The following is an 18,627-nucleotide window of genomic DNA, read 5'->3' as shown; positions in this document are numbered from 1 at the left end:
TCAATTAACTCTTGTAAAACTGTTTTATAGGAAATTCAAGACAGCCATCTGCAACGGCAGCATTTTGTTAATTAAACAAAAAAGCCCCCTAATGGGGGCCTATTAAGTTGTTCGCGTGGAGTGAACAACTAATAATTAATACTCACAATAGATACAGTAATCCGAACAAAATAATCCAAATCACGTCAACGAAGTGCCAGTAGATTTCGGCTGCTTCAATACCAAAGTGCTTTTCGTTACTATAGTGACCCGGAACGCGCGATCGCCATAACACAGCAACAATTGCCAAAACGCCGATGGTAACGTGCAATCCGTGGAAACCAGTCAAAACGTAAAATGCACTAGCAAATAAATTGGTAGTCAAACCAAATTCCAAATGGGTATATTCATATACTTGACCAATCAAGAAAATAGCACCCATTGCAGCGGTAATTGCTAACCAGATTCGCGCACCCTTTGCATCATTCTTTTTAATAGCAGTGTCGGCATTGTGCATGACAAAACTACTAGAAATTAGATTGATAGTGTTGACTCCAGGTAATAATAGTTCTAACTCTGGAGTACCCGCTGGTGGCCATGCAGGTAAGGTAGCACGGAAAGCCAAGTAGGCTCCGAACAGTCCCATAAAAATCATCCCTTCAGCAATCAGGAAGACATATAGTCCAAACAGGCGATGGTCTGGATGTTCTTCATGATGACCGACAGATGCTTCTGCCGCATGATGATGATTAAGTTCGGTTTTAGCTGGGTCAATAGTTTGACTTTGCATGAATTTTGATAAGTGGGGAATTGGGCATTGGGCATTGGGAATGGGGCATTGGGCATTGGGAAGAGAATTAATTAACCAGTCCCCAGTCCCTAGTCCCCAGTCCCCTGTTTATTTCCGATCTTCTGGATTAGCAGCAACCGCTGGGTCGGGTTCTGCTCTTAATACTGAGTTGGCGCCACCAGACAAAATGGGATTGGGATCAGACAAAGGTACACCTTCGTTAGCATGTTCCAAACCGTAATCGTAGGGGCCTGTAGCCAATACTGGGGTTTGATCGAAATTCTCGATCGCAGGTGGTGAGGTAGTCATCCACTCTAAGGTCAATGCTCTCCAAGGATTATTGCCAGCTTTCTCGCCGTACAACCAACTCCAAATTGCATTGATGATGAAGGGGAATGTCGAAATTGCCAGTATATAAGAACCATACGTGCAGATTTCATTCAGTGTGGTGAATTTGGGGTCATATTGGGCGATACGGCGATTCATGCCCATTAAGCCCAGTTTGTGCATAGGTAAGAAGGTCATGTTTAGACCCACAATTGTCAAGGCAAAGTGAACCTTACCCCAAAATTCGTTTACCATCCGTCCCGTCATTTTCGGGAACCAATGGTAAATGGCTGCAAAAATTCCCAGTACACTACCACCAAATAGAACGTAGTGCAAGTGAGCCACCACAAAATAAGTATCGTGAACGTGAATATCAAAAGGCACTGCTGCCAACATCACGCCACTAATCCCGCCAATTACAAAGGTGCCGACAAAGCCGATGGCAAATAGCATGGCGCTGTTAAGCTGGATTTTTCCACCCCACATCGTTGCTAACCAGCTAAATATTTTAATCCCTGTGGGTACGGCAATGATCATGGTGGTGATCATAAAGAACATCCGCAACCAACCGGGGATACCACTGGTAAACATGTGGTGCGCCCAAACAATTAGCCCCAAAAAGCTAATAGCAAGAGACGAATAAGCGATCGCTTTATAGCCAAAAATTGGCTTGCGGGAATGAATGGGGATAATTTCTGAAATTGCGCCAAAGAAGGGCAAAATCATGATATAAACCGCTGGGTGAGAGTAAAACCAGAACATGTGCTGGTACACTACTGGGTCGCCACCGCCAGTTGGGTTAAAAAATGTTGTCCCGGCAATTAAGTCAAATGCAAGCAGAATCAAACCTGCTGCAAGGACTGGGGTTGATACCAAAACTAGCGCCGAAGTGGCAAACATTGCCCAGCAGAACAAGGGCATTTGATGAACGCCCATGCCAGGGATACGCATCTTCAGCAATGTCACCAGGAAATTTATCGACCCCAAAATTGAGGACGTACCTAGCAGCAGGACACTCATAATCCAAATGCCTTCGCCCACTTGTCCTGTCACCAAACTCAGGGGAGGGTAGGAAGTCCAACCGGCATCTGGTGCATCGCCCACCACTAAACTGGCAATGAGCAACACACCCGCAGGGGGAATCATCCAAAAGGCAACAGCATTCAGCCGAGGAAATGCCATATCTTTTGCCCCAATCATCAGGGGAATTAGATAGTTAGCAAACCCTGCCCCGGCTGGCACGATCCACAAGAAAATCATGATCGTGGCGTGCAGTGTGAACAGACTATTGTAGACTTCCGGGGTGACAAAATCTACCTCTGGAGTTCGCAATTCAGTACGAACCAAGTCAGCCATCACGCCGCCAATGCAGTAGAAAATAAACGAAGTGACTAGGTATTGAATCCCAATCACCTTATGGTCGGTTTGAAAGCCAAAGAAGTCTTGCCATTTTCTGACCCCTGGTTCCTCAAGAAGGGCGGGGATATTCGCAGTTTCTTGCAACTGAGCTTGTGTCATAGTCATTAGTCATTGGTCATTAGTCATTAGTCATTAGTCATTGGATTTTGACTAAATAACGTGTTGACTAATGGTGAACTTGATGAAGGATTTCTGGCTTGATTCCCATGTTCTTGGTGTAAGGAGCAAGAAATTCATTTGGGGATAGATCGGTAGGGTTAACAGCGATCGCTTGATTCAGCGTTTCTTTGCTGGCAACTAGCTGTTCTTGCACCCATTTGTCAAAGGCTTCTTGTGGCTCAACAACTACTGGCGCTCTCATTGCACCGTGGTAGGGGCCACAAAGTTCAGCACAGATCAGGACATAATCTCCTGCTTTTTGGGGGGTGAAGCGAATCTCGCTTTGCCTACCGGGGATCGCATCTTGTTTCAGGCGGAACTCTGGCACCCAGAAAGCATGGATGACATCGTTGGCGGTCATACTGATTTCCACTTCTCGCCCAATAGGAACGTGCATTTCACCTGTAGTTATACCAGTTTCAGGATAGGTGAAAATCCAGGCATATTGTAAACCAGTGACGTTGACTTGTAATTGTGCTGGTTTGCCTGCTTTATCAGGAGTTCCCCCAATTGTCGGAGCTACAATACCTACACCTGGGGCATTCCGCAGTTGGGGAATTTGGTCAGCATTGCGGACTTCTGCCGTAGCTGGATCTTGCATTGCCTCATCAGATTTTTCTTGATTGAGGTTCGGTTCAGTGCCAGGAGGTGTATCGCTTAAAGTTGCGGCTATAGCACTCCCATGTCCTGGCATTTTCATTGACTCCTGATTCATCGGTGCTTCATGAATAGAATGGGGATCAAAGCCACCCATTTCGTTGTAGACATCAAAGCTGTAAACAGAAATACCGATAACGATAATTGCTGGGATCGCTGTCCAGAGAATTTCTAGAGGTACATTGCCCTCAACTGGTGGGCCGTCTTCATTGTCACCTGCACGCCGACGATACTTAAATGCAGAGTAAATTAAAATACCTTCAACAAGCAGAAATATCCCTGTGGAAACGATCATCATCGTGTTGAATAGACCATCCACCAAGACGGCTTCATCAGTAGCGGCTGCTGGCAACAGACCGTGATTTTGACCGTACCAAAGGCTGGCTAGCGTTAGCACGATGCCAATGAGTAATGTCCAGATTGAACTTGGAATCTTCACGGCTCACTTAATTGAATTTACTACGTTATCTTAAAGCTGCTCACTTACTAAGGTAGTCTAGGCTGTCAGACATGGGGGACAAAGGTCTGAAATTTTTATTAATTTTTTTGGCTATTTTAGTAATTTTGAGTATGAGTTTACTATCATACAACGCCAAAAATAGATGCAAACCAGTGAAAAAATTTAAGGAAAAATTTAGAATGCTTAAATTAATTATGATTAATCAATTTCTGACATCTTGAAAAATACCTAAAGCTTCAGGCAAAACCTTTCTGGAGTGATTCAAAGTATAAGTGAGTGCTAATCTATAAACCCTTAGCCTATACGCTAGGGTGGAGATAGGACACTAAAAGAAAATTGAAAATTTTAAGAGATCCACCAAGAGCGGGCAGAAGGTATCGTTCATGAGCGAATTTGTCCTACAACAACAAAATGAAGCGGCTCTTGGGCAGCAAAAGCCCAAGGAAATGATTCGGCGCTTGGTGTGGAAAATGTGCATAGCCACCTTAATTTTGATGGCCATAGGCAGTGCCACCCGCGTCATGAATGCTGGGCTTGCTTGCCCAGACTGGCCCTTATGCTATGGCGAACTCGTGCCAGCCAAGCAAATGAATCTCCAAGTATTTTTGGAGTGGTTTCACAGATTGGATGCGGCTTTAATTGGTTTAAGCGCGATCGCACTTTTTGGTTTGTCCTGGTGGCGTCGTCGCTTCTTACCCTCTTGGCTGCCTTGGGCATCCACATTCGCCCTGTTTCTAATCGTCTTCCAAGGTATCTTAGGGGGACTCACCGTTACCGAATTGTTGCGGTTTGATATCGTTACCGCTCATTTAGGAACGGCGCTGTTGTTTTTTACCACCCTGCTGATTATCGGCACAGCACTCACACCCTATCAGGGAAATGGAACCGTTGGTAAGTTGCCTTGGGTTGCTTTAACTGCCGCTGTTCTGGTTTACCTGCAAAGTATTCTAGGTGCTTTGGTAGGCTCTCGCTGGGCGTTACACCAATGCCTCGGCGGTTCTCAACTTTGTACTGTAATGTACAGTCATATTGCTGGTTTGGTGCCGCCAACAGTGGCAACCTTGGCAATGGTATTTATCTGTTGGCGGACACCAGCACTACATCCAGCCTTACGGCGACTGGCAAATATGGCTGGTGGGTTGTTGACCTTACAAATATTGTTGGGATTCGCCACCTTCAAATTACATCTCCAAGTCGAGCCTCTCACCGTCTCTCACCAAGCTATAGGAGCTACTTTGCTAGGTACTTTGGTGGCTTTCACAGTTTTATCACTACGCGACTCGGTGAGTGCCGAGTCACGAGTGCTGTTAGCGGTAGCGGGGCGTTTAGCCCGTGCTGAGTAGGGAGTGGAGGAGATGAGGGAGCAGGAAAAGAATTCCTAACTCTTGTACAGGCGCGATTAATCGCGTCTCTACTCTTAACTCAGCCCTCTGTTTTCATTTGTCTGAAAGAGCCAGCTTGAGCGGGGGCTGCATATACAGCGGATTTCAAGGAAAGTGAAGTACACAATGCTTGCGTCTCAAAGCCAGGTATAAAGCCTGTTTGTTTTACTTCTGAATTCTGACTCCTGAATTCTGAATTCTGCTGTAAGTTGTTGAAAAATAAGGAACCAGAGCCAAAATGATTGAGACTAATGTCTCTCGCCACCACGAAACATTTTTACAGGTAGTTCAAAGCTACTACCAGCTAACCAAGCCTCGGATTATTCCGTTGCTTTTGATTACCACGGCTGGGAGTATGTGGATTGCTGCTAAGGGAGAAGTAGACCCATTGCTGTTGCTAGTAACTCTCACTGGTGGCACTTTGGCTGCTGCAAGCGCCCAGACGATTAACTGTGTCTATGACCGGGATATTGATTATGACATGGAGCGGACGCGCCATCGTCCGATACCTTCGGGTAAAGTGCAGCCGCGCGATGCTCTAATTTTTGCGATCGCACTGGCGACGATTTCCTTTACACTTCTAGCAGTATTTGCCAACCTGTTAGCCGCGCTGCTAGCTTTCTCTGGCATCGTCTTTTATATTTTGGTTTATACCCACTGGCTAAAACGCCACACCCCTCAGAATATCGTTGTTGGTGGTGCGGCTGGGGCAATTCCGGCTTTAGTGGGTTGGGCTGCTGTTACAGGCACATTAAGCTGGTCAGCATGGCTGATTTTTGCCATCGTCTTTTTATGGACACCACCCCATTTCTGGGCGCTAGCTCTGATGATTAAAGATGACTACGCAAAAGTTGGGATACCAATGTTACCTGTGATTGAAGGTACTACGGTAACTGTAAAGCAGATTTGGTATTACACGCTGGTGACAGTATTTGCAACCGTGTTGTTGTTTTATCCTTTGGGCGCAAGTGGAATTCTTTATGCTGCGATCGCTGGAATTCTGGGAGGATTATTTATCCACAAATCTTGGCGTTTGTTGCAGAATCCAGAGGATCGCGCTGTAGCTAAAGAGTTGTTTCTCTTTTCCATCTCCTACATGATGCTGTTGTGTCTGGGGATGGTAGTTGATAGTCTTCCCGTTACCCATAATCTAATTAATGCGGTGAGTAATCATCTGCATTTTATAGCTTAGGGGATGGAAAATTTAGCGATCGCGTTTGGTAAAGTGGCGCGATCGCATTTTCAGAAATTAAAAAATATACTTAATAATTAGAGTTTGGCGGATTTGTGATGTCTACGATGGGCATTAATTACACTTACCTATTTATCCATTTTTAATAGCTATGGAAAAAGCAACGCAAGTAATTCGTCACGACTGAAACCAGCATGAGCAGCAACATCTCTCAGTATGGCGTTAAGTGTGCCAATTTTAATTGGGTCATGGGCGGGAACTGTGATATGATGCTCACCATTCTGTTGAGTAGTTAACCGAATGTGACTGCCCTTTTGATGACTGACCTCGTATCCTAGAAGAGCAAGAGCATTAACTAATTCTGAACCAGATAAGTCTCGTGGGAGCTTCAAGAAGCTATTACCTCATCACGAACTATATGTAACCGAATAATTTTGGGACGGCTTTGTTCATTAGGAAAATGACAGTGAACCGCATCACGAAGCATTTCGCGTAGTGTTTCTATATCGTCAGCCTGAGTAAAAATTGACTCGGTTAAAGCTCTAGCTGTGTAACCACCATCTGGATCATCTTCAACGAGAAATACAATTTCAGTCATAACTCTTCCCTTAACTACTAAATTTTACGATCGCTCATGAGACAATAATCTCTCGTGCGATCGCACCAGGGGCTAACTCAATTGATTCCGGCTGTAAATACAATTGAATTGCTTCTTTAATATTTTCCAAAGCTTCTTCTTCAGTTTCTCCTGCTGAAGTACACCCAGGTAATTCTGGACACCATACAGCCCAATCACCTGTTTCTAGGTCTGATTCAAGAATTACACGCCATTTCATAGCTAATCCTTTGGTTTGTCTTTGAACACTAAAGCCAAAACACCCGTTGCTATACTTTAGCCAAAGTTCATTAATCTTGCTGATATCTTGGCAATGTTGACAAATTACATTCGTACAGCAATGCACAAACCAACTTATGAGTTGCTTGAAGATGGGACTTTCTATGGCGAAATTCCAGAGTGTCAAGGAGTGTGGGCAAATGCTGCAACACTAGAAGCTTGCCGGGAAGATTTGCAAGATGCTCTTGAAGGATGGATTATTTTAGGATTGCGTTTGGGTCAAACTCTACCTTTACTTGATGGCGAAGTTACCTAATCCTTGTAAAGGTATCAAAAATAAATGTCCTCGTTCTCGCAGTGCAACCCAATTTAAACTTAAAAGCTAAAGTTTTCAAGGAATCTGTCTTCCTCGCTGCTCAAAGATTGATACAATTTACCATCAGGCATGGTTGCTCCGTTCAAGCTAGCACCGTCCAAATTAGCATTGGTTAGATCAGCAATCCGTAAACTGACACCAGTCAAGTTAGCACCAGTCAAGTTAGCACCAGTCAAGTTAGCACCAGTCAAGTTAGCACCAGTCAAGTCAGCATCAGTCAAGTCAGCATCAGTCAAGTCAGCATCAGTCAAGTCAGCATCAGTCAAGTTGATACATCTCAGGTTACTAGTACTCAGATCAGCTTTTCTTAGTCTGGCTTTACTGAAGTTAGCATTACTCAGATCAGCCCTAACTAAACAAGCTGCTTCTAAGTTGGCGTCAGCGATATCGGTATCAATCAGTTTTGTCTCACGCAGGTCTGCAAACTTGAGATTCGCTTTTCTGACTTTGGCATTTGTCAAGTTTGCTCCTCTCAAGTTGACTCTAACCATTTCTGCATGATCTAAATTTGCTTCTTTTAAAACAGTCCTACTTAGGTTTGCCCACCCAAGCTCTGCATTTTGGAGAGAAGCTTGGCTGAGGTCTGCTTCAGTCAGTTCCGCACAAAATAGATTCGCAGACACTAGTTTTGCAAAAAGGAGCTTTGCCTCTCTGAGTGTTGCTTTTTTTAAGTTTACTCCTTCAAGATCAGCTCTTCTTAGGTCAGTCTGATCTAAGTTGGTTTTGCTCAAGTCTGACTGACACAAGTATGCTCCTGTCAGGTTTGCTCCTGTTAGATTTACTCCTGTCAAGTTTACCTGACTTAGAATAGCCCCGCCTAAGTCTACACCAGAAAAATCCCTTTTTCCTGCATCATATTGCTTTATAAGCTCATCCTCTTTCATTCCTTCAGCTTGCATAATAAACAAATCACCCAAGTCACAGCCAAAGTAATTACACAAAACTTCGGCAGTGTTGCAGTCAATTCGATCAAACTCTTCTTTGTAAAGTCTCCCAATAGCATTGACGCTAATACCAGTATTTTTAGCTAATTGGTACTGGGATAAATGCCGTTTTTCCATAAAGTCTTTTAACTTACAGCTAATCTTTCTCATAAACACTCTTTAAGACTTAATTACGAGGTATGCATTAGCTTACACTAGTGAATATTAATTTCGCTATCGTATATTATGCTAAAAATAATATACCCGCTAGTGTTGACAAAGCAATACGGGCAAAGTAACGTGTATATATTCGGCAACAAAATTGCCAAAAAAAATGCCCTCAAGCTTTCAACTTGGTAGGCATGTTTTCAATTATTTATTTCTACTTCTATTATGACCCAAAATTCTTTCGTTTCATCCAATGCTCAGTTTCCTATACCCGATGAGGTTCTAATCCTTGATACAGAAACCACAGGGTTAGACGTTAAGACAGGACAGGTTATAGAGCTAGGAGCTATTCTGTATTCGGTGAGGCACCAAACCACTATCAAACAATATTCAACTCTTCTCCCAGCACAGAATAATCCGGCAGAGCATATAAACCGGATTAAGCCAGCACCGTTAATGGAAATAACAGAAGAACAAGTGGCTGAAAGTGTGTGGATGATAACTGAGATGGCAAAGAAGGCGCAAGTTATTGTGGCACACAATGCTGAGTTTGATCAGAAGTGGTTTGGTTCTTCAAATAATGGGAAGAGTCTGCTACCTGTTTTATTGAACTCTAAAAATGAACCACTTCGTTGGGTTTGTACCTGTACTGAATTTGAATGGCCTCGTCAAATCCGATCTGGTCAATCTCTTATTGAATTAGCAGCAGCGCATGATATTGGTATTTTTGGAAATCATAGGGCATTAACAGATTGTCAATTGATCGCATATCTTTTTGATCGGATGGAGAACCTGAATGCCATGTTTCAAATGGCGTTAAGACCCAAAGCTTGGTTTAAAGCTCTGGTAACCTATGACAATAGGGAACTTGCAAAAAAGGCAGGTTTTAAATGGATTCCTGAACTTAAAAGTTGGGTGAGGAAAATGGCTGTGGATGATATCAAAGAACTTCCTTTTATGGTAAACCAAATTGAATTTTGTCAGTAATCTAGACGAAGTTCATTTATTAATCGGCTAATACTGCGTTGAAGAACAAAAATCAAAGCCTCTCTCCTTTTAGGAGAGAGGTTTGGAGAGAGGTCAAAATATTAAGTCGCACATCGCGTTGTTTATGTAAAGTTGACTATAGGTAAGGCAATATGTACCGTTGTTTCCTGTTGATAAATACTGGAAATTGAGAACTGCCCACCACAAAGTTCGGCGATTTTTTTGACAAGCTTTAAGCCCATACCTATACCCTGCTGTTCATAAAATTTGCGTTCAAACTGCATGAAAGCACCAATTTTAGATATCTGTTCTGCTGTCATGCCCCGTCCCATATCATGAATATAGACATTTAGCATTCCTGCCACCACCTGACTACTGATTTTGATCGCTGTCCCAGTTTGGGAGAATTTGAGCGCATTATCAACTAATTCATGGAGGATAATCGCTAAATATCGATCTGATATTGAAACCTTAGCTTCTTCAATTGCAAATATTAGATCGTCGCTACGATTAACACCTTGAGCATGAGATTCCAAAGCTGCTGCGATCGCTGTTATTGAAAAATAAGTAGACTGAGATTCGTTTTTTTTCTGCTGGTGTGTTGATAGCTCTAGTTCTAAATAGATCAATAATTGTTTGGTTAATTTTTCTAGTCTACGGGCGGATTGATCTGCCAAATCTAAAAGTTCAAGGATTTCGGCAATATCCATGTCGTCAATATCTTCCATGAGTAGGCTGATAATTCCGACAATGCCATTTAGTGGTGTATTGAGTTCATGGGGTAAAGCAGAAGCCAAATTGCCGCGCAGTTCATTAAGTGTGCTTTCCAAGACTTTAATACTACTTGCTTGGATCTCTGATAAATTTTGGATTTTGTCGTACTGTTGCTTAATCCTCAGCATTGAATGAATGCGTGCCCGCAGTTCAATAGCATTGACGGGTTTACTAATGAAATCCTCGGCACCTGATTTTAGGCAGCGAGCGAGGTCTTCTTTAGCGGTGAGAGCCGTCACCATAATAATCGGAACAGGTTGCCATTTTGGTATGGCTTTGATTTGCTGACACACTTCTATGCCATCGGTTCCTGGCATCATCACATCTAGTAGAATTACATCTGGCTGAAATAGGTTGAGAGATGCGATCGCCTCTTCACCACTGGCAGCATAGTGCAGCAGATAATTTTGCTCACTTAAAATTGTTTCAATCACATCAAAGTTATCGGGTTGATCGTCAACGACTAAAATAGAGGGCTGATTCATTTGTCATCCTTGGTTGCATTCAAAAGTTGTTGAATGGTAATGGCCAGTTGCTTGAGCTTTATGGGTTTACTCAGATAGTCGCTGGCTCCTGCTTTTAAAGAGCGATCGCGATCGCCCGTCATCGCCAACGCTGTGAGCGCCACAATCGGAATATCAACCAAGTTAGAATCGAGGCGAATCTTTCTCATCGCCTCTAAACCATCCATTCCCGGCATTTGAATATCCATCAAAATTAAGTCAGGGTGGTAAGTTTTAGCGACATCGATGGCTTCTTGGCCATTCTGTGCCAACACAATGCGATAGCCCTTGGCTTTGAGGTAGCTAGAAACTGTACTGATATTGGCTTCGTTATCTTCTGCTAGCAAGATTAGGGGTGTAAAGGTTGCTGCTTCCTCGGTGCTTGGAGAGTCCCGTTCTGAAGTAACAGCTAGTTGATCGTCTGCTGTCATTTCTGGTGAAATGCCAAAACTGGGAGTATAAGGGAGATCGATGGTGAAGCAACTGCCCACACCCAGTTCACTGGTTAGCCCTACGCTACCGCCGTGAAGTTCGACAATTCGCTTCACTAATGCCAGTCCCAAGCCTGTACCTGCATATTGACGATTTAAGGCGCTATCAATTTGCACAAAGGGCTGAAATAGGTTCTTGATATTCTCTGGCGAGATGCCAATGCCCGTATCGGTGACAGCAAAGTGCAAGAAATGTTGCTCTGTTAAATCGGTAGTTGAGATTCGGAAAAGTTGGGTAACTTCTAAGGTAACGCGCCCCCTCTCTGGAGTGAATTTGACTGCATTGTTGAGCAGGTTAATTAACACTTGACGAATACGGCGTTCATCCACAAGCAAGTCAGGTAGATTTGTCTGAAGTTTGATTTCAAGCTGAATCCGTTTTTGCAATGCCTGCTGTTTGATAAACACCAAACTGGATTGGCACAGACGAGCCACTGGGGTTAAGGCATAGTCCAGTTCGATTTGTCCAGCTTCAATTTTTGCCACATCAAGGATGTCGGTGATCAACTCCAGCAAATGAGAGCCGCTACGCTCAATGGTTCGCAAAGCTTTGAGTTGTTGCTCGGTGACAACACCAAAGACTTCCTCTTGTAGCCCTTCGGTCATGCCTAGAATAGCGTTAAGGGGGGTGCGGAGTTCGTGGCTCATGTTGGCTAGGAATTCGTCTTTGAGGCGAGTGGCACGAGCGAGTTCTTGGTTAGAAATTGCCAGCTGTTGATTGCTATCGGTGAGCTTTGCTTCCGCCTGTTGTCGTTCAGCGAGTTCTTGTTGTAATTGCTCAAACAGACCCGCTTGCTGAATAGCGATCGCCAACTGGTTGGCAATTTGTTGCAAAAGTTGCGCTTCAGAGTCTTTCCAGACTCGTTTTTCTTGACAAGCATGGACAACCAAAACCCCCCAAAGCTTGTTAGTTACCCAAGGGGCAACCCAGCGATGATTTTCGCTACCTCGCACGTCTTGTAAGATTGGTGCGACAATTTTGGACTGAATTTGACCTTCGCGGGAAAATTCCACCAGGCACTTTGCCCAGATATCATTAGTTACATCAGGAACGATGCGGGGCTTACCCTGCCAGTAGCAATCGAGGATTTCTTGAGACCACACTTCATTGTCCCAGTGTCGGTCTTTGAGGGCGGGGAACTCACCAGATACGGCTTCTTGAACAATTTGACTTCTACCGTCAGCAAACAGCCGGAAGACGATGACACGATCGCTGTGCAGTACATCTTTAACCTGCTGAGTCACTGTTGCCAGGATCTCGTTAATATCTAACGACTCCCGAATTTTTTGGACGATTGCCCCTAACGTTTGCTGTCGCCGCAGTTGCAGGGCAATCCTCGCTTCGGCTTTCTGCCGTACCAACAGTTCAGACTGGATTTGCTCGTAGAGATTCGCTTGTTGAATGGCGATCGCCAACTGGTTAGATAACTGTTGGGTAAAGTCAATCTCAAACTGTTGCCAGTGGCGAGTTGTTGCACATTGATGGATGCACAGTAAACCCCACAAATTATCACCACAAAGCAATGGCACTACCAGAGTGGCTCGCACCTGAAACTGAGCTAGGATCTCGATGTGGCAGGGAGTCATCCCACCGTTATAAATATCATCGACGACATGAAATCTGCCTAAAGCATAGAAGGATGAATAATTTTCACCAAAGCAGTGGTCATGTATCCGAATTGCCACTACTGAAGCAAAACCTTCTACAACCGATTCAGCCACAAATTCACCGTCATTAAAGTTGGATTCAGGATAGAACTTGAAAATACCCACCCGATCAGCCTGAATTACTTGGCGGATTTCCTGGCAAGCGGTGTCAAAAATGGTCTGGATGTCTAGGGATTGACGAATTCGCTGGGTGATTTCTCGCAGCAGTTGTTCTCGTTCAACCTGTTGGTGAATAGTTTCCTCAGCCTGTTTGCGTTCGCGAAGTGCAGCTTGCTGTTCGCTAATATCCACTACTATACAAATGGTTTGATTGTCTGAGCCTGGAAGAATTGCCGCTCCAATCAGTACAGGAATCTTGCTACCATCTTTGCGGTAATATTCCTTTTCTCTGGGATTGATCGCGCTATGTTGCATCAGATGCTTGATCGCGGCAAAATCAGAAAGAACATGTTCGGGTGGGGTCATTCCCAGCCAATCAATTGTTCCGGCATCTAAGTCATCCCTGGTGTAGCCCAACATTTGTAAGAAGCGATCGTTGGCATCGAGAATTTTTCCCTGAAAATCGGCAAAGAGCATACCGACTACATTAGAATCAAATATTCGCCGGAAGCGCATTTCACTACTTTGCAGGGCAAGTTCTGCTCGTTTGCGATCGCTAATATCAAAGTGAACTCCAATCATTTTCTGGGCATTACCCTGAGCATCTCGCACTACCATCCCATAGGCTTTGATGAAGTGGATGCTGTCATCAGAATGTACTATCCGAAACTCAGTATCGTATTCTGCCTGCCCTAAAACGGCTTGCTGGAGCAATATTTCGGTTGAGTTACGGTCATCTGGATGTAGCCCGTTTGCCCAAATGTCGTAGTTCACATAGGAATCAGATGTTTTCGTGATACCATACAGCGCGTACATCCGCTCATCCCAGAGGATGGTGTTGTCTTCAATGTCCCACTCCCAACATCCGATCGCCGCAGAGTTGAGGGACAAAGCCAAGCGCTCCGATATTCTCTGGAGTTGCACCTCTCGTTCTTGAAGTTTAGTTGTGCGTTCTGCGACTTTGGCTTCTAGTTCTTGATTGAGAATAATATAACGCTGTTCGCTCTGCCGCAGTCGATTTTCCGCTTGCTGGCGCTCGATTAGTTGCTCTTGCAATTTTTTGTGGGTGGTGGCTTGCTGAAGGGCAACTGCCAATTGCACTGATAAAGCTTGCAGCAGTTCGACTTCTTCCGGTTCCCAATCGCGGGGGTGCTGACTTTCGGTGACATTGAGCAAACCCCATAGTTCATCACCGCAGAAGAGCGGTACTAAAATTTTGGCTCGTGTCTGGAGGCGAATTAGCATATCTCGGTGACAGTCTGAGATTTTGGCCTTGTAGATATCCGACACGATGCGAATCCGCCCCTGGCGGTAAATTTCAGTGTAGCCTTGTTTTAAACAGCTATCACTAACACGCTGACCCACCAGTGACACTGAAGAATCAGTGGACTCGGCGACGGCGATAGTTTGCCAATCTGCTTCAAACTGCCAAATACTGACGCGATCGCAGCCCAACAATTGCCGCACCTCTGTGACGGTACTATCCAAAATAGTTTGTAAACTCAGGGATGAGCGGATTTGTAAGGCGATCGCTAGCACCAATCTCTCCCGTTCAGCTTTTGCTATTAGGAGCATCATTCGGGCTTCAACTTGTTGTTCGAGTTCAACGTTGCGGGTTTCTAAGAGTTCGATTTTCTCTGTCTCTAACCGCACAGACTTTTTTTCCAACACCTCCGCCAACTTGTATAGCTCTAACGGGTTGAGGGCTTGTAGCAAATTAGCCTTAGTGACAATTCCCAATAGTTCACCCTGTTTCCCCGTCACCGCCAACCTGCGGATTAAGCGTTGTTCCATAATCTGCTGCACCACCCACAGCGAATCGTCAGGTTTCACGGCAAAAATCGGCGTACTCATTACCGCCTCTGCTAGACAAGTTTTTAAGTTCAAACCCAATGCCTGAAATTGCACAATGTCGCGCTCGGTGATAATTCCCACAGGAATTTGCAGAGGTTCAGTTTCGCTACCACCTGGCTGTACAATCATGATGGAACTAACCCGGTGTTTTGCCATCAGTTGAGCGATCGCCAGCATGGAACTATTTGGCGTAGCACAAATCACATCACTCGTCATTACTTCAAACACCAGTCGCAACCGCAAGAGATCCACGGGGCGAGAAGATTGCCGTAGACTTTCATTAGTTACCAGCCCCACTACTCGCTCCTGATCATCCAGAATTGGTAAGTGGCGAATGCGATACTGTTGGAGCAAATTAACAGCAAAAAATAAATCGTTAAAATCAGACTCGTGAAGGGTGACGGCTGGATGAGTCATCACCTCCCGAATTGCCAAATTCTCAAAGCAACACTGCTGGGCAGATAGACGCACCACATCCCGTTCCGTGAAGATACCTAGCAATTTCCCTTCTTCTACTACTAATACGCAGCTTGATCGTGCTTCCAAATAAAGCTCATCCAGTTGCCCATCCACAGTTTTAGTAGTCTCACAAAGAGTTCGCACGCCACTCATTTGAGCGATCGCGTCCATCACCGTTGTATCCGGTTTAACTATCAGGGGATGACGGACGATCGCAGATTTCAGTTCTGATGAGGTGAGACGGTTAAACATTGATCTATTGGCAAAGGGATTTATTCTTGATTGTTCCCATTAGCAACAGACAAGTTATACCAATTCTCTAAAATCCGGCAATAGTTAAAGGAGGTAAGAGGCTCATTTGGAGCAGGATTCGACCAATCCTGAATTGAAGCCACCGAACCCGGATTTCTCGCTTCTAAGAAAAAATCAGCCGATTTACTTCTAGTACAACATGGCGGAAATTAACCAATGATTCCAAATCAACGAAATCCTTATGCTGTATTCATTTTTAATTTTTAATTTTTAATTTTTAATTCCGCCTTGTGGCATCTGCAATCTAAAATCACTTTTGCTAGCGTAGTGATATAAGGTTTATCGCTCCTCAGTAAGCGCCTGGAAGCAAAAGGATTAATATGGCTCATTTAAATCAGCGTCGCTCTCAAAATGTCAACGGCGATTTTTATGTAGATACTACCTGTATTGATTGTGATACCTGTCGCTGGATGGCTCCTGAAGTATTTTATGATGTAGATGATCAATCGGCTGTTTATCATCAACCAACGAATGAGGCGGAAAGATTAACTGCGCTTGAAGCACTTTTAGCTTGTCCTACTAGTTCCATTGGCACAGTTGAGAAACCAAAAGATATCAAAGTTGCTCAACAACAGTTTCCAATATTAGTAGCAGAAAATGTTTACCATTGCGGCTATCATTCTGAAAAATCTTACGGTGCTGCTAGCTATTTAATTCAACTTCCAGAAGGTAACATTTTGGTGGATTCTCCCCGGTTTACGCCGCCTTTAGTGAAGCGTTTAGAAGAACTGGGGCCAATTCGTTATATGTACCTAACTCATAAGGATGATGTGGCAGATCATCAAAAGTTTGCCGAGCATTTTCAGTGCGATCGCATCCTCCACGTTGATGATATTACTGCCGATACTCGCAATGTTGAAATACAGCTAACTGGTTCCGAACCATTTACTTTGACTCCAGATTTATTAATTATCCCAGTTCCCGGTCACACCAAAGGACAAACAGTCCTACTTTATAAAAATAAATTTCTGTTCACTGGCGATCATCTCGCTTGGTCAGAAAGCTTGCAGCAACTGGCTGCATTCCACGGTTTCTGCTGGTATTCTTGGTCAGAACAAACTAAATCAATGCGTAACTTGGCTAATTACTCTTTTGAATGGGTACTACCAGGTCATGGGCGAAGGTTTCATGCTGATAAGGAAACCATGCGCCAGCAGATGCACAAGTGTATTGAGTGGATGGAATCTTTGAATTGACATTAAATAACTGACTTTTCACGTCATCTAAAAAAACCTAACCACCTTCCCCACGCGAACAGCGAGAAAAGTCAAAGTCTCTCTCTTAGATTTAGAGAGAAGTCAAACTGTATTGCATACAAACCAGAAGCGCTATAACCTGGGTTTTAGCACCCTTTGAACCAAACACGGATTATGAAAAAGCTGATCAACAAGCCAGAAGACTTTGTGCGTGAAAGTCTAGAAGGTATGGCGGCGGCTCATTCCGATTTAATTAAACTGAACTATGACCCTGCTTTTGTCTATCGAGCCGATGCACCTATACAGGGTAAAGTAGCAATTATTTCTGGTGGTGGCAGTGGACATGAACCAATGCACGCTGGCTTCGTAGGCAGAGGAATGCTTGATGCAGCTTGTCCTGGTGAGGTTTTTACTTCACCTACTCCTGACCAAATGCTAGAAGCAGCAAAGCTTGTAGATGGAGGTTCTGGTATCCTTTATATCGTCAAAAATTATAGTGGCGATGTCATGAACTTTGAAATGGCAACGGAGTTAGCCCGTGCTGAGGGTATTCGAGTTCTAAATATTTTGATTGATGACGATGTTGCAGTGAAAGATAGCCTCTATACCCAAGGGCGCCGTGGTGTGGGAACAACAATACTGGCGGAAAAAATTTGTGGCGCGGCAGCTGAAGCAGGGTATGATTTGCCACAAATAGCAAATTTATGTCGTCGGGTAAATCTAAATGGGCGAAGTATGGGAATCGCTCTAACATCTTGTACAGTGCCAACCAATGGAACACCAACATTTGAATTGAGCGATCGCGAAATCGAATTAGGTATCGGTATTCACGGTGAGCCTGGAACAGAACGTACAGCTATTAAATCAGTAGATGAGATTACCGAAATTTTGACGCGATCGCTCATTGAAGATGCAGCATACAGCCGCACACTGCGCGAGTGGGATGAAGACAAAGGAGAATGGTTAGATGTAGAACTAACAAATCTACCATTTACAAAAGGCGATCGCCTGTTAGCTTTCGTCAATAGTATGGGTGGAACTCCGGTTTCCGAACTGTATATTGTTTATCGCAAACTTACCCAAATTTGCGAACAGGAAGGATTGCAAATTGTGCGAAACTTGATAGGCCCTTACATAACATCTCTAGAAATGCAAGGTTGCTCCATTACCCTGCTGAAATTAGATGATGAGATGATCCGACTGTGGGATTCACCAGTAAAAACGCCGAGTTGGCGTTGGAGAATTTAACTAATTGCTAACATTGTAATTTTAAGGCTTAAGTACCTTTGACGTATACTAATGTAGAGGTTCTCAGGAAAAACAAAAGCCCCAAGCAATTATGATTGCTTGGGGCTTTTTGTTTGAAAAATAGAACCTGGCATCGAGCTATTTTTGCGTAGGGCTACCCCTAAACTATCGTGGCCGCAGCAGCGTTTCACCTCTGAGTTCGGGAAGGGTTCAGTGTGGTTCCACCGCGCAATAGACACCAGGAAAACCTGATGGGAATTAAAAATTAAAAATGTAAAATTAAAAATGACTTTTGAAATTTTACATTTCTAATACTTCAGAAACCCTGAAGACTGCAAGTAACGCGAATTATTAATAAGTAGAGCAAAT

General features: G+C 44.0%; 15 protein-coding genes, 1 rRNA gene and 1 pseudogene. 6 read left to right on the top strand and 11 right to left on the bottom strand.

From position 1 onward, the window contains the following. Positions 1-142 precede the first annotated feature (142 nt). From HUN01_RS08430 to HUN01_RS08420, 3 genes are all read right to left on the bottom strand, one after another. A complete protein-coding gene (locus HUN01_RS08430) occupies positions 143-769 on the bottom strand; it encodes a cytochrome c oxidase subunit 3 (RefSeq protein WP_181930890.1) in 627 nt (208 codons plus the stop codon). Positions 770-877: 108 nt separating this feature from the next. Continuing rightward, positions 878-2,614, bottom strand: coding sequence for a cytochrome c oxidase subunit I (gene ctaD / locus HUN01_RS08425; protein ID WP_181932614.1), 1,737 nt, complete (start codon positions 2,612-2,614; stop codon positions 878-880). Positions 2,615-2,681: 67 nt separating this feature from the next. Continuing rightward, entirely contained in the window at positions 2,682-3,770 is a 1,089-nt protein-coding gene (locus tag HUN01_RS08420; protein ID WP_181930889.1) for a cytochrome c oxidase subunit II, read from the bottom strand. A gap of 404 nt (positions 3,771-4,174) precedes the next feature. On the opposite strand from HUN01_RS08420, the gene HUN01_RS08415 reads away from it, so the two are divergent. Both HUN01_RS08415 and HUN01_RS08410 read left to right on the top strand, forming a co-directional pair. Next, positions 4,175-5,134, top strand: coding sequence for a COX15/CtaA family protein (locus HUN01_RS08415; RefSeq protein WP_181930888.1), 960 nt, complete (start codon positions 4,175-4,177; stop codon positions 5,132-5,134). Positions 5,135-5,411: 277 nt separating this feature from the next. Beyond that, positions 5,412-6,365 carry a heme o synthase gene (locus tag HUN01_RS08410; RefSeq protein WP_181930887.1) on the top strand — a complete coding sequence of 318 codons (954 nt, stop codon included), beginning with the start codon at positions 5,412-5,414 and terminating at the stop codon, positions 6,363-6,365. A gap of 149 nt (positions 6,366-6,514) precedes the next feature. Here the strand turns inward: HUN01_RS08410 and HUN01_RS08405 are convergent, their stop codons facing one another. The 4 genes and pseudogenes from HUN01_RS08405 to HUN01_RS36525 form a co-directional block, all read right to left on the bottom strand. Continuing rightward, positions 6,515-6,757 carry a type II toxin-antitoxin system HicA family toxin gene (locus HUN01_RS08405; RefSeq protein ID WP_181930886.1) on the bottom strand — a complete coding sequence of 81 codons (243 nt, stop codon included), beginning with the start codon at positions 6,755-6,757 and terminating at the stop codon, positions 6,515-6,517. Further along, positions 6,754-6,963: a 2-oxoisovalerate dehydrogenase E1 subunit beta gene (locus tag HUN01_RS08400; RefSeq protein ID WP_181930885.1), complete on the bottom strand. Its 210-nt coding sequence runs from the start codon at positions 6,961-6,963 to the stop codon at positions 6,754-6,756. Before HUN01_RS08400 ends, HUN01_RS08405 begins: the two co-directional genes overlap by 4 nt. Positions 6,964-6,997: 34 nt before the next feature. Beyond that, on the bottom strand, positions 6,998-7,201 hold the full coding sequence (locus HUN01_RS35240) for a type II toxin-antitoxin system HicB family antitoxin (protein ID WP_229485462.1): 204 nt from the start codon (positions 7,199-7,201) through the stop codon (positions 6,998-7,000). Between the two features lie 54 nt (positions 7,202-7,255). Next, positions 7,256-7,327, bottom strand: a pseudogene (locus tag HUN01_RS36525) (hypothetical protein); the annotation flags it as partial. Between HUN01_RS36525 and HUN01_RS08390 the strand changes: the two are divergent. Next, complete coding sequence (locus tag HUN01_RS08390) at positions 7,295-7,516, top strand: type II toxin-antitoxin system HicB family antitoxin (RefSeq protein WP_203219579.1); 222 nt, start codon at positions 7,295-7,297, stop codon at positions 7,514-7,516. The pseudogene HUN01_RS36525 and the gene HUN01_RS08390 overlap by 33 nt on opposite strands. Positions 7,517-7,575: 59 nt before the next feature. Here the strand turns inward: HUN01_RS08390 and HUN01_RS08385 are convergent, their stop codons facing one another. Continuing rightward, on the bottom strand, positions 7,576-8,670 hold the full coding sequence (locus tag HUN01_RS08385) for a pentapeptide repeat-containing protein (protein WP_181930882.1): 1,095 nt from the start codon (positions 8,668-8,670) through the stop codon (positions 7,576-7,578). 222 nt (positions 8,671-8,892) lie between these two features. On the opposite strand from HUN01_RS08385, the gene HUN01_RS08380 reads away from it, so the two are divergent. Further along, entirely contained in the window at positions 8,893-9,654 is a 762-nt protein-coding gene (locus HUN01_RS08380) for a 3'-5' exonuclease (RefSeq protein WP_181930881.1), read from the top strand. Positions 9,655-9,776: 122 nt separating this feature from the next. Here HUN01_RS08380 and HUN01_RS08375 read toward each other — a convergent pair whose 3' ends face one another. Both HUN01_RS08375 and HUN01_RS08370 read right to left on the bottom strand, forming a co-directional pair. After that, positions 9,777-10,913 (bottom strand): hybrid sensor histidine kinase/response regulator, encoded by a 1,137-nt coding sequence (locus HUN01_RS08375; protein ID WP_181930880.1) that lies wholly within the window; start codon positions 10,911-10,913, stop codon positions 9,777-9,779. Further along, on the bottom strand, positions 10,910-15,754 hold the full coding sequence (locus HUN01_RS08370) for a GAF domain-containing protein (RefSeq protein WP_181930879.1): 4,845 nt from the start codon (positions 15,752-15,754) through the stop codon (positions 10,910-10,912). The genes HUN01_RS08375 and HUN01_RS08370 overlap by 4 nt, the downstream gene beginning before the upstream one ends. 380 nt (positions 15,755-16,134) lie before the next feature. Between HUN01_RS08370 and HUN01_RS08365 the strand changes: the two genes are divergently transcribed. Both HUN01_RS08365 and dhaK read left to right on the top strand, forming a co-directional pair. Continuing rightward, on the top strand, positions 16,135-17,010 hold the full coding sequence (locus HUN01_RS08365; protein WP_181930878.1) for an MBL fold metallo-hydrolase: 876 nt from the start codon (positions 16,135-16,137) through the stop codon (positions 17,008-17,010). A 174-nt stretch (positions 17,011-17,184) separates the two neighbouring features. Next, entirely contained in the window at positions 17,185-18,258 is a 1,074-nt protein-coding gene (dhaK, locus tag HUN01_RS08360; protein ID WP_181930877.1) for a dihydroxyacetone kinase subunit DhaK, read from the top strand. Between the two features lie 125 nt (positions 18,259-18,383). Here the strand turns inward: dhaK and rrf are convergent. After that, positions 18,384-18,501: ribosomal RNA gene (gene rrf, locus HUN01_RS08355) — 5S ribosomal RNA — on the bottom strand. Between the last annotated feature and the right edge of the window lie 126 nt (positions 18,502-18,627).

The sequence above is a fragment of the Nostoc edaphicum CCNP1411 genome (assembly GCF_014023275.1).
Lineage (GTDB): Bacteria > Cyanobacteriota > Cyanobacteriia > Cyanobacteriales > Nostocaceae > Nostoc > Nostoc edaphicum_A.
This window is presented reverse-complemented; position numbering and strand designations above follow the sequence as displayed.

Bases quoted from the DNA above. Each gene is read 5' to 3' on its own strand.
- HUN01_RS35240 (WP_229485462.1), bottom strand. From the start codon at position 7,201: ATGAAATGGCGTGTAATTCTTGAATCAGACCTAGAAACAGGTGATTGG.
- HUN01_RS08365 (WP_181930878.1), top strand. From the start codon at position 16,135: ATGGCTCATTTAAATCAGCGTCGCTCTCAAAATGTCAACGGCGATTTT.
- HUN01_RS08375 (WP_181930880.1), bottom strand. From the start codon at position 10,913: ATGAATCAGCCCTCTATTTTAGTCGTTGACGATCAACCCGATAACTTT.
- HUN01_RS08400 (WP_181930885.1), bottom strand. From the start codon at position 6,963: ATGACTGAAATTGTATTTCTCGTTGAAGATGATCCAGATGGTGGTTAC.
- HUN01_RS08385 (WP_181930882.1), bottom strand. From the start codon at position 8,670: ATGAGAAAGATTAGCTGTAAGTTAAAAGACTTTATGGAAAAACGGCAT.
- HUN01_RS08415 (WP_181930888.1), top strand. From the start codon at position 4,175: ATGAGCGAATTTGTCCTACAACAACAAAATGAAGCGGCTCTTGGGCAG.
- HUN01_RS08390 (WP_203219579.1), top strand. From the start codon at position 7,295: ATGTTGACAAATTACATTCGTACAGCAATGCACAAACCAACTTATGAG.
- dhaK (WP_181930877.1), top strand. From the start codon at position 17,185: ATGAAAAAGCTGATCAACAAGCCAGAAGACTTTGTGCGTGAAAGTCTA.
- HUN01_RS08380 (WP_181930881.1), top strand. From the start codon at position 8,893: ATGACCCAAAATTCTTTCGTTTCATCCAATGCTCAGTTTCCTATACCC.
- HUN01_RS08410 (WP_181930887.1), top strand. From the start codon at position 5,412: ATGATTGAGACTAATGTCTCTCGCCACCACGAAACATTTTTACAGGTA.
- HUN01_RS08430 (WP_181930890.1), bottom strand. From the start codon at position 769: ATGCAAAGTCAAACTATTGACCCAGCTAAAACCGAACTTAATCATCAT.
- HUN01_RS08370 (WP_181930879.1), bottom strand. From the start codon at position 15,754: ATGTTTAACCGTCTCACCTCATCAGAACTGAAATCTGCGATCGTCCGT.
- ctaD (WP_181932614.1), bottom strand. From the start codon at position 2,614: ATGACACAAGCTCAGTTGCAAGAAACTGCGAATATCCCCGCCCTTCTT.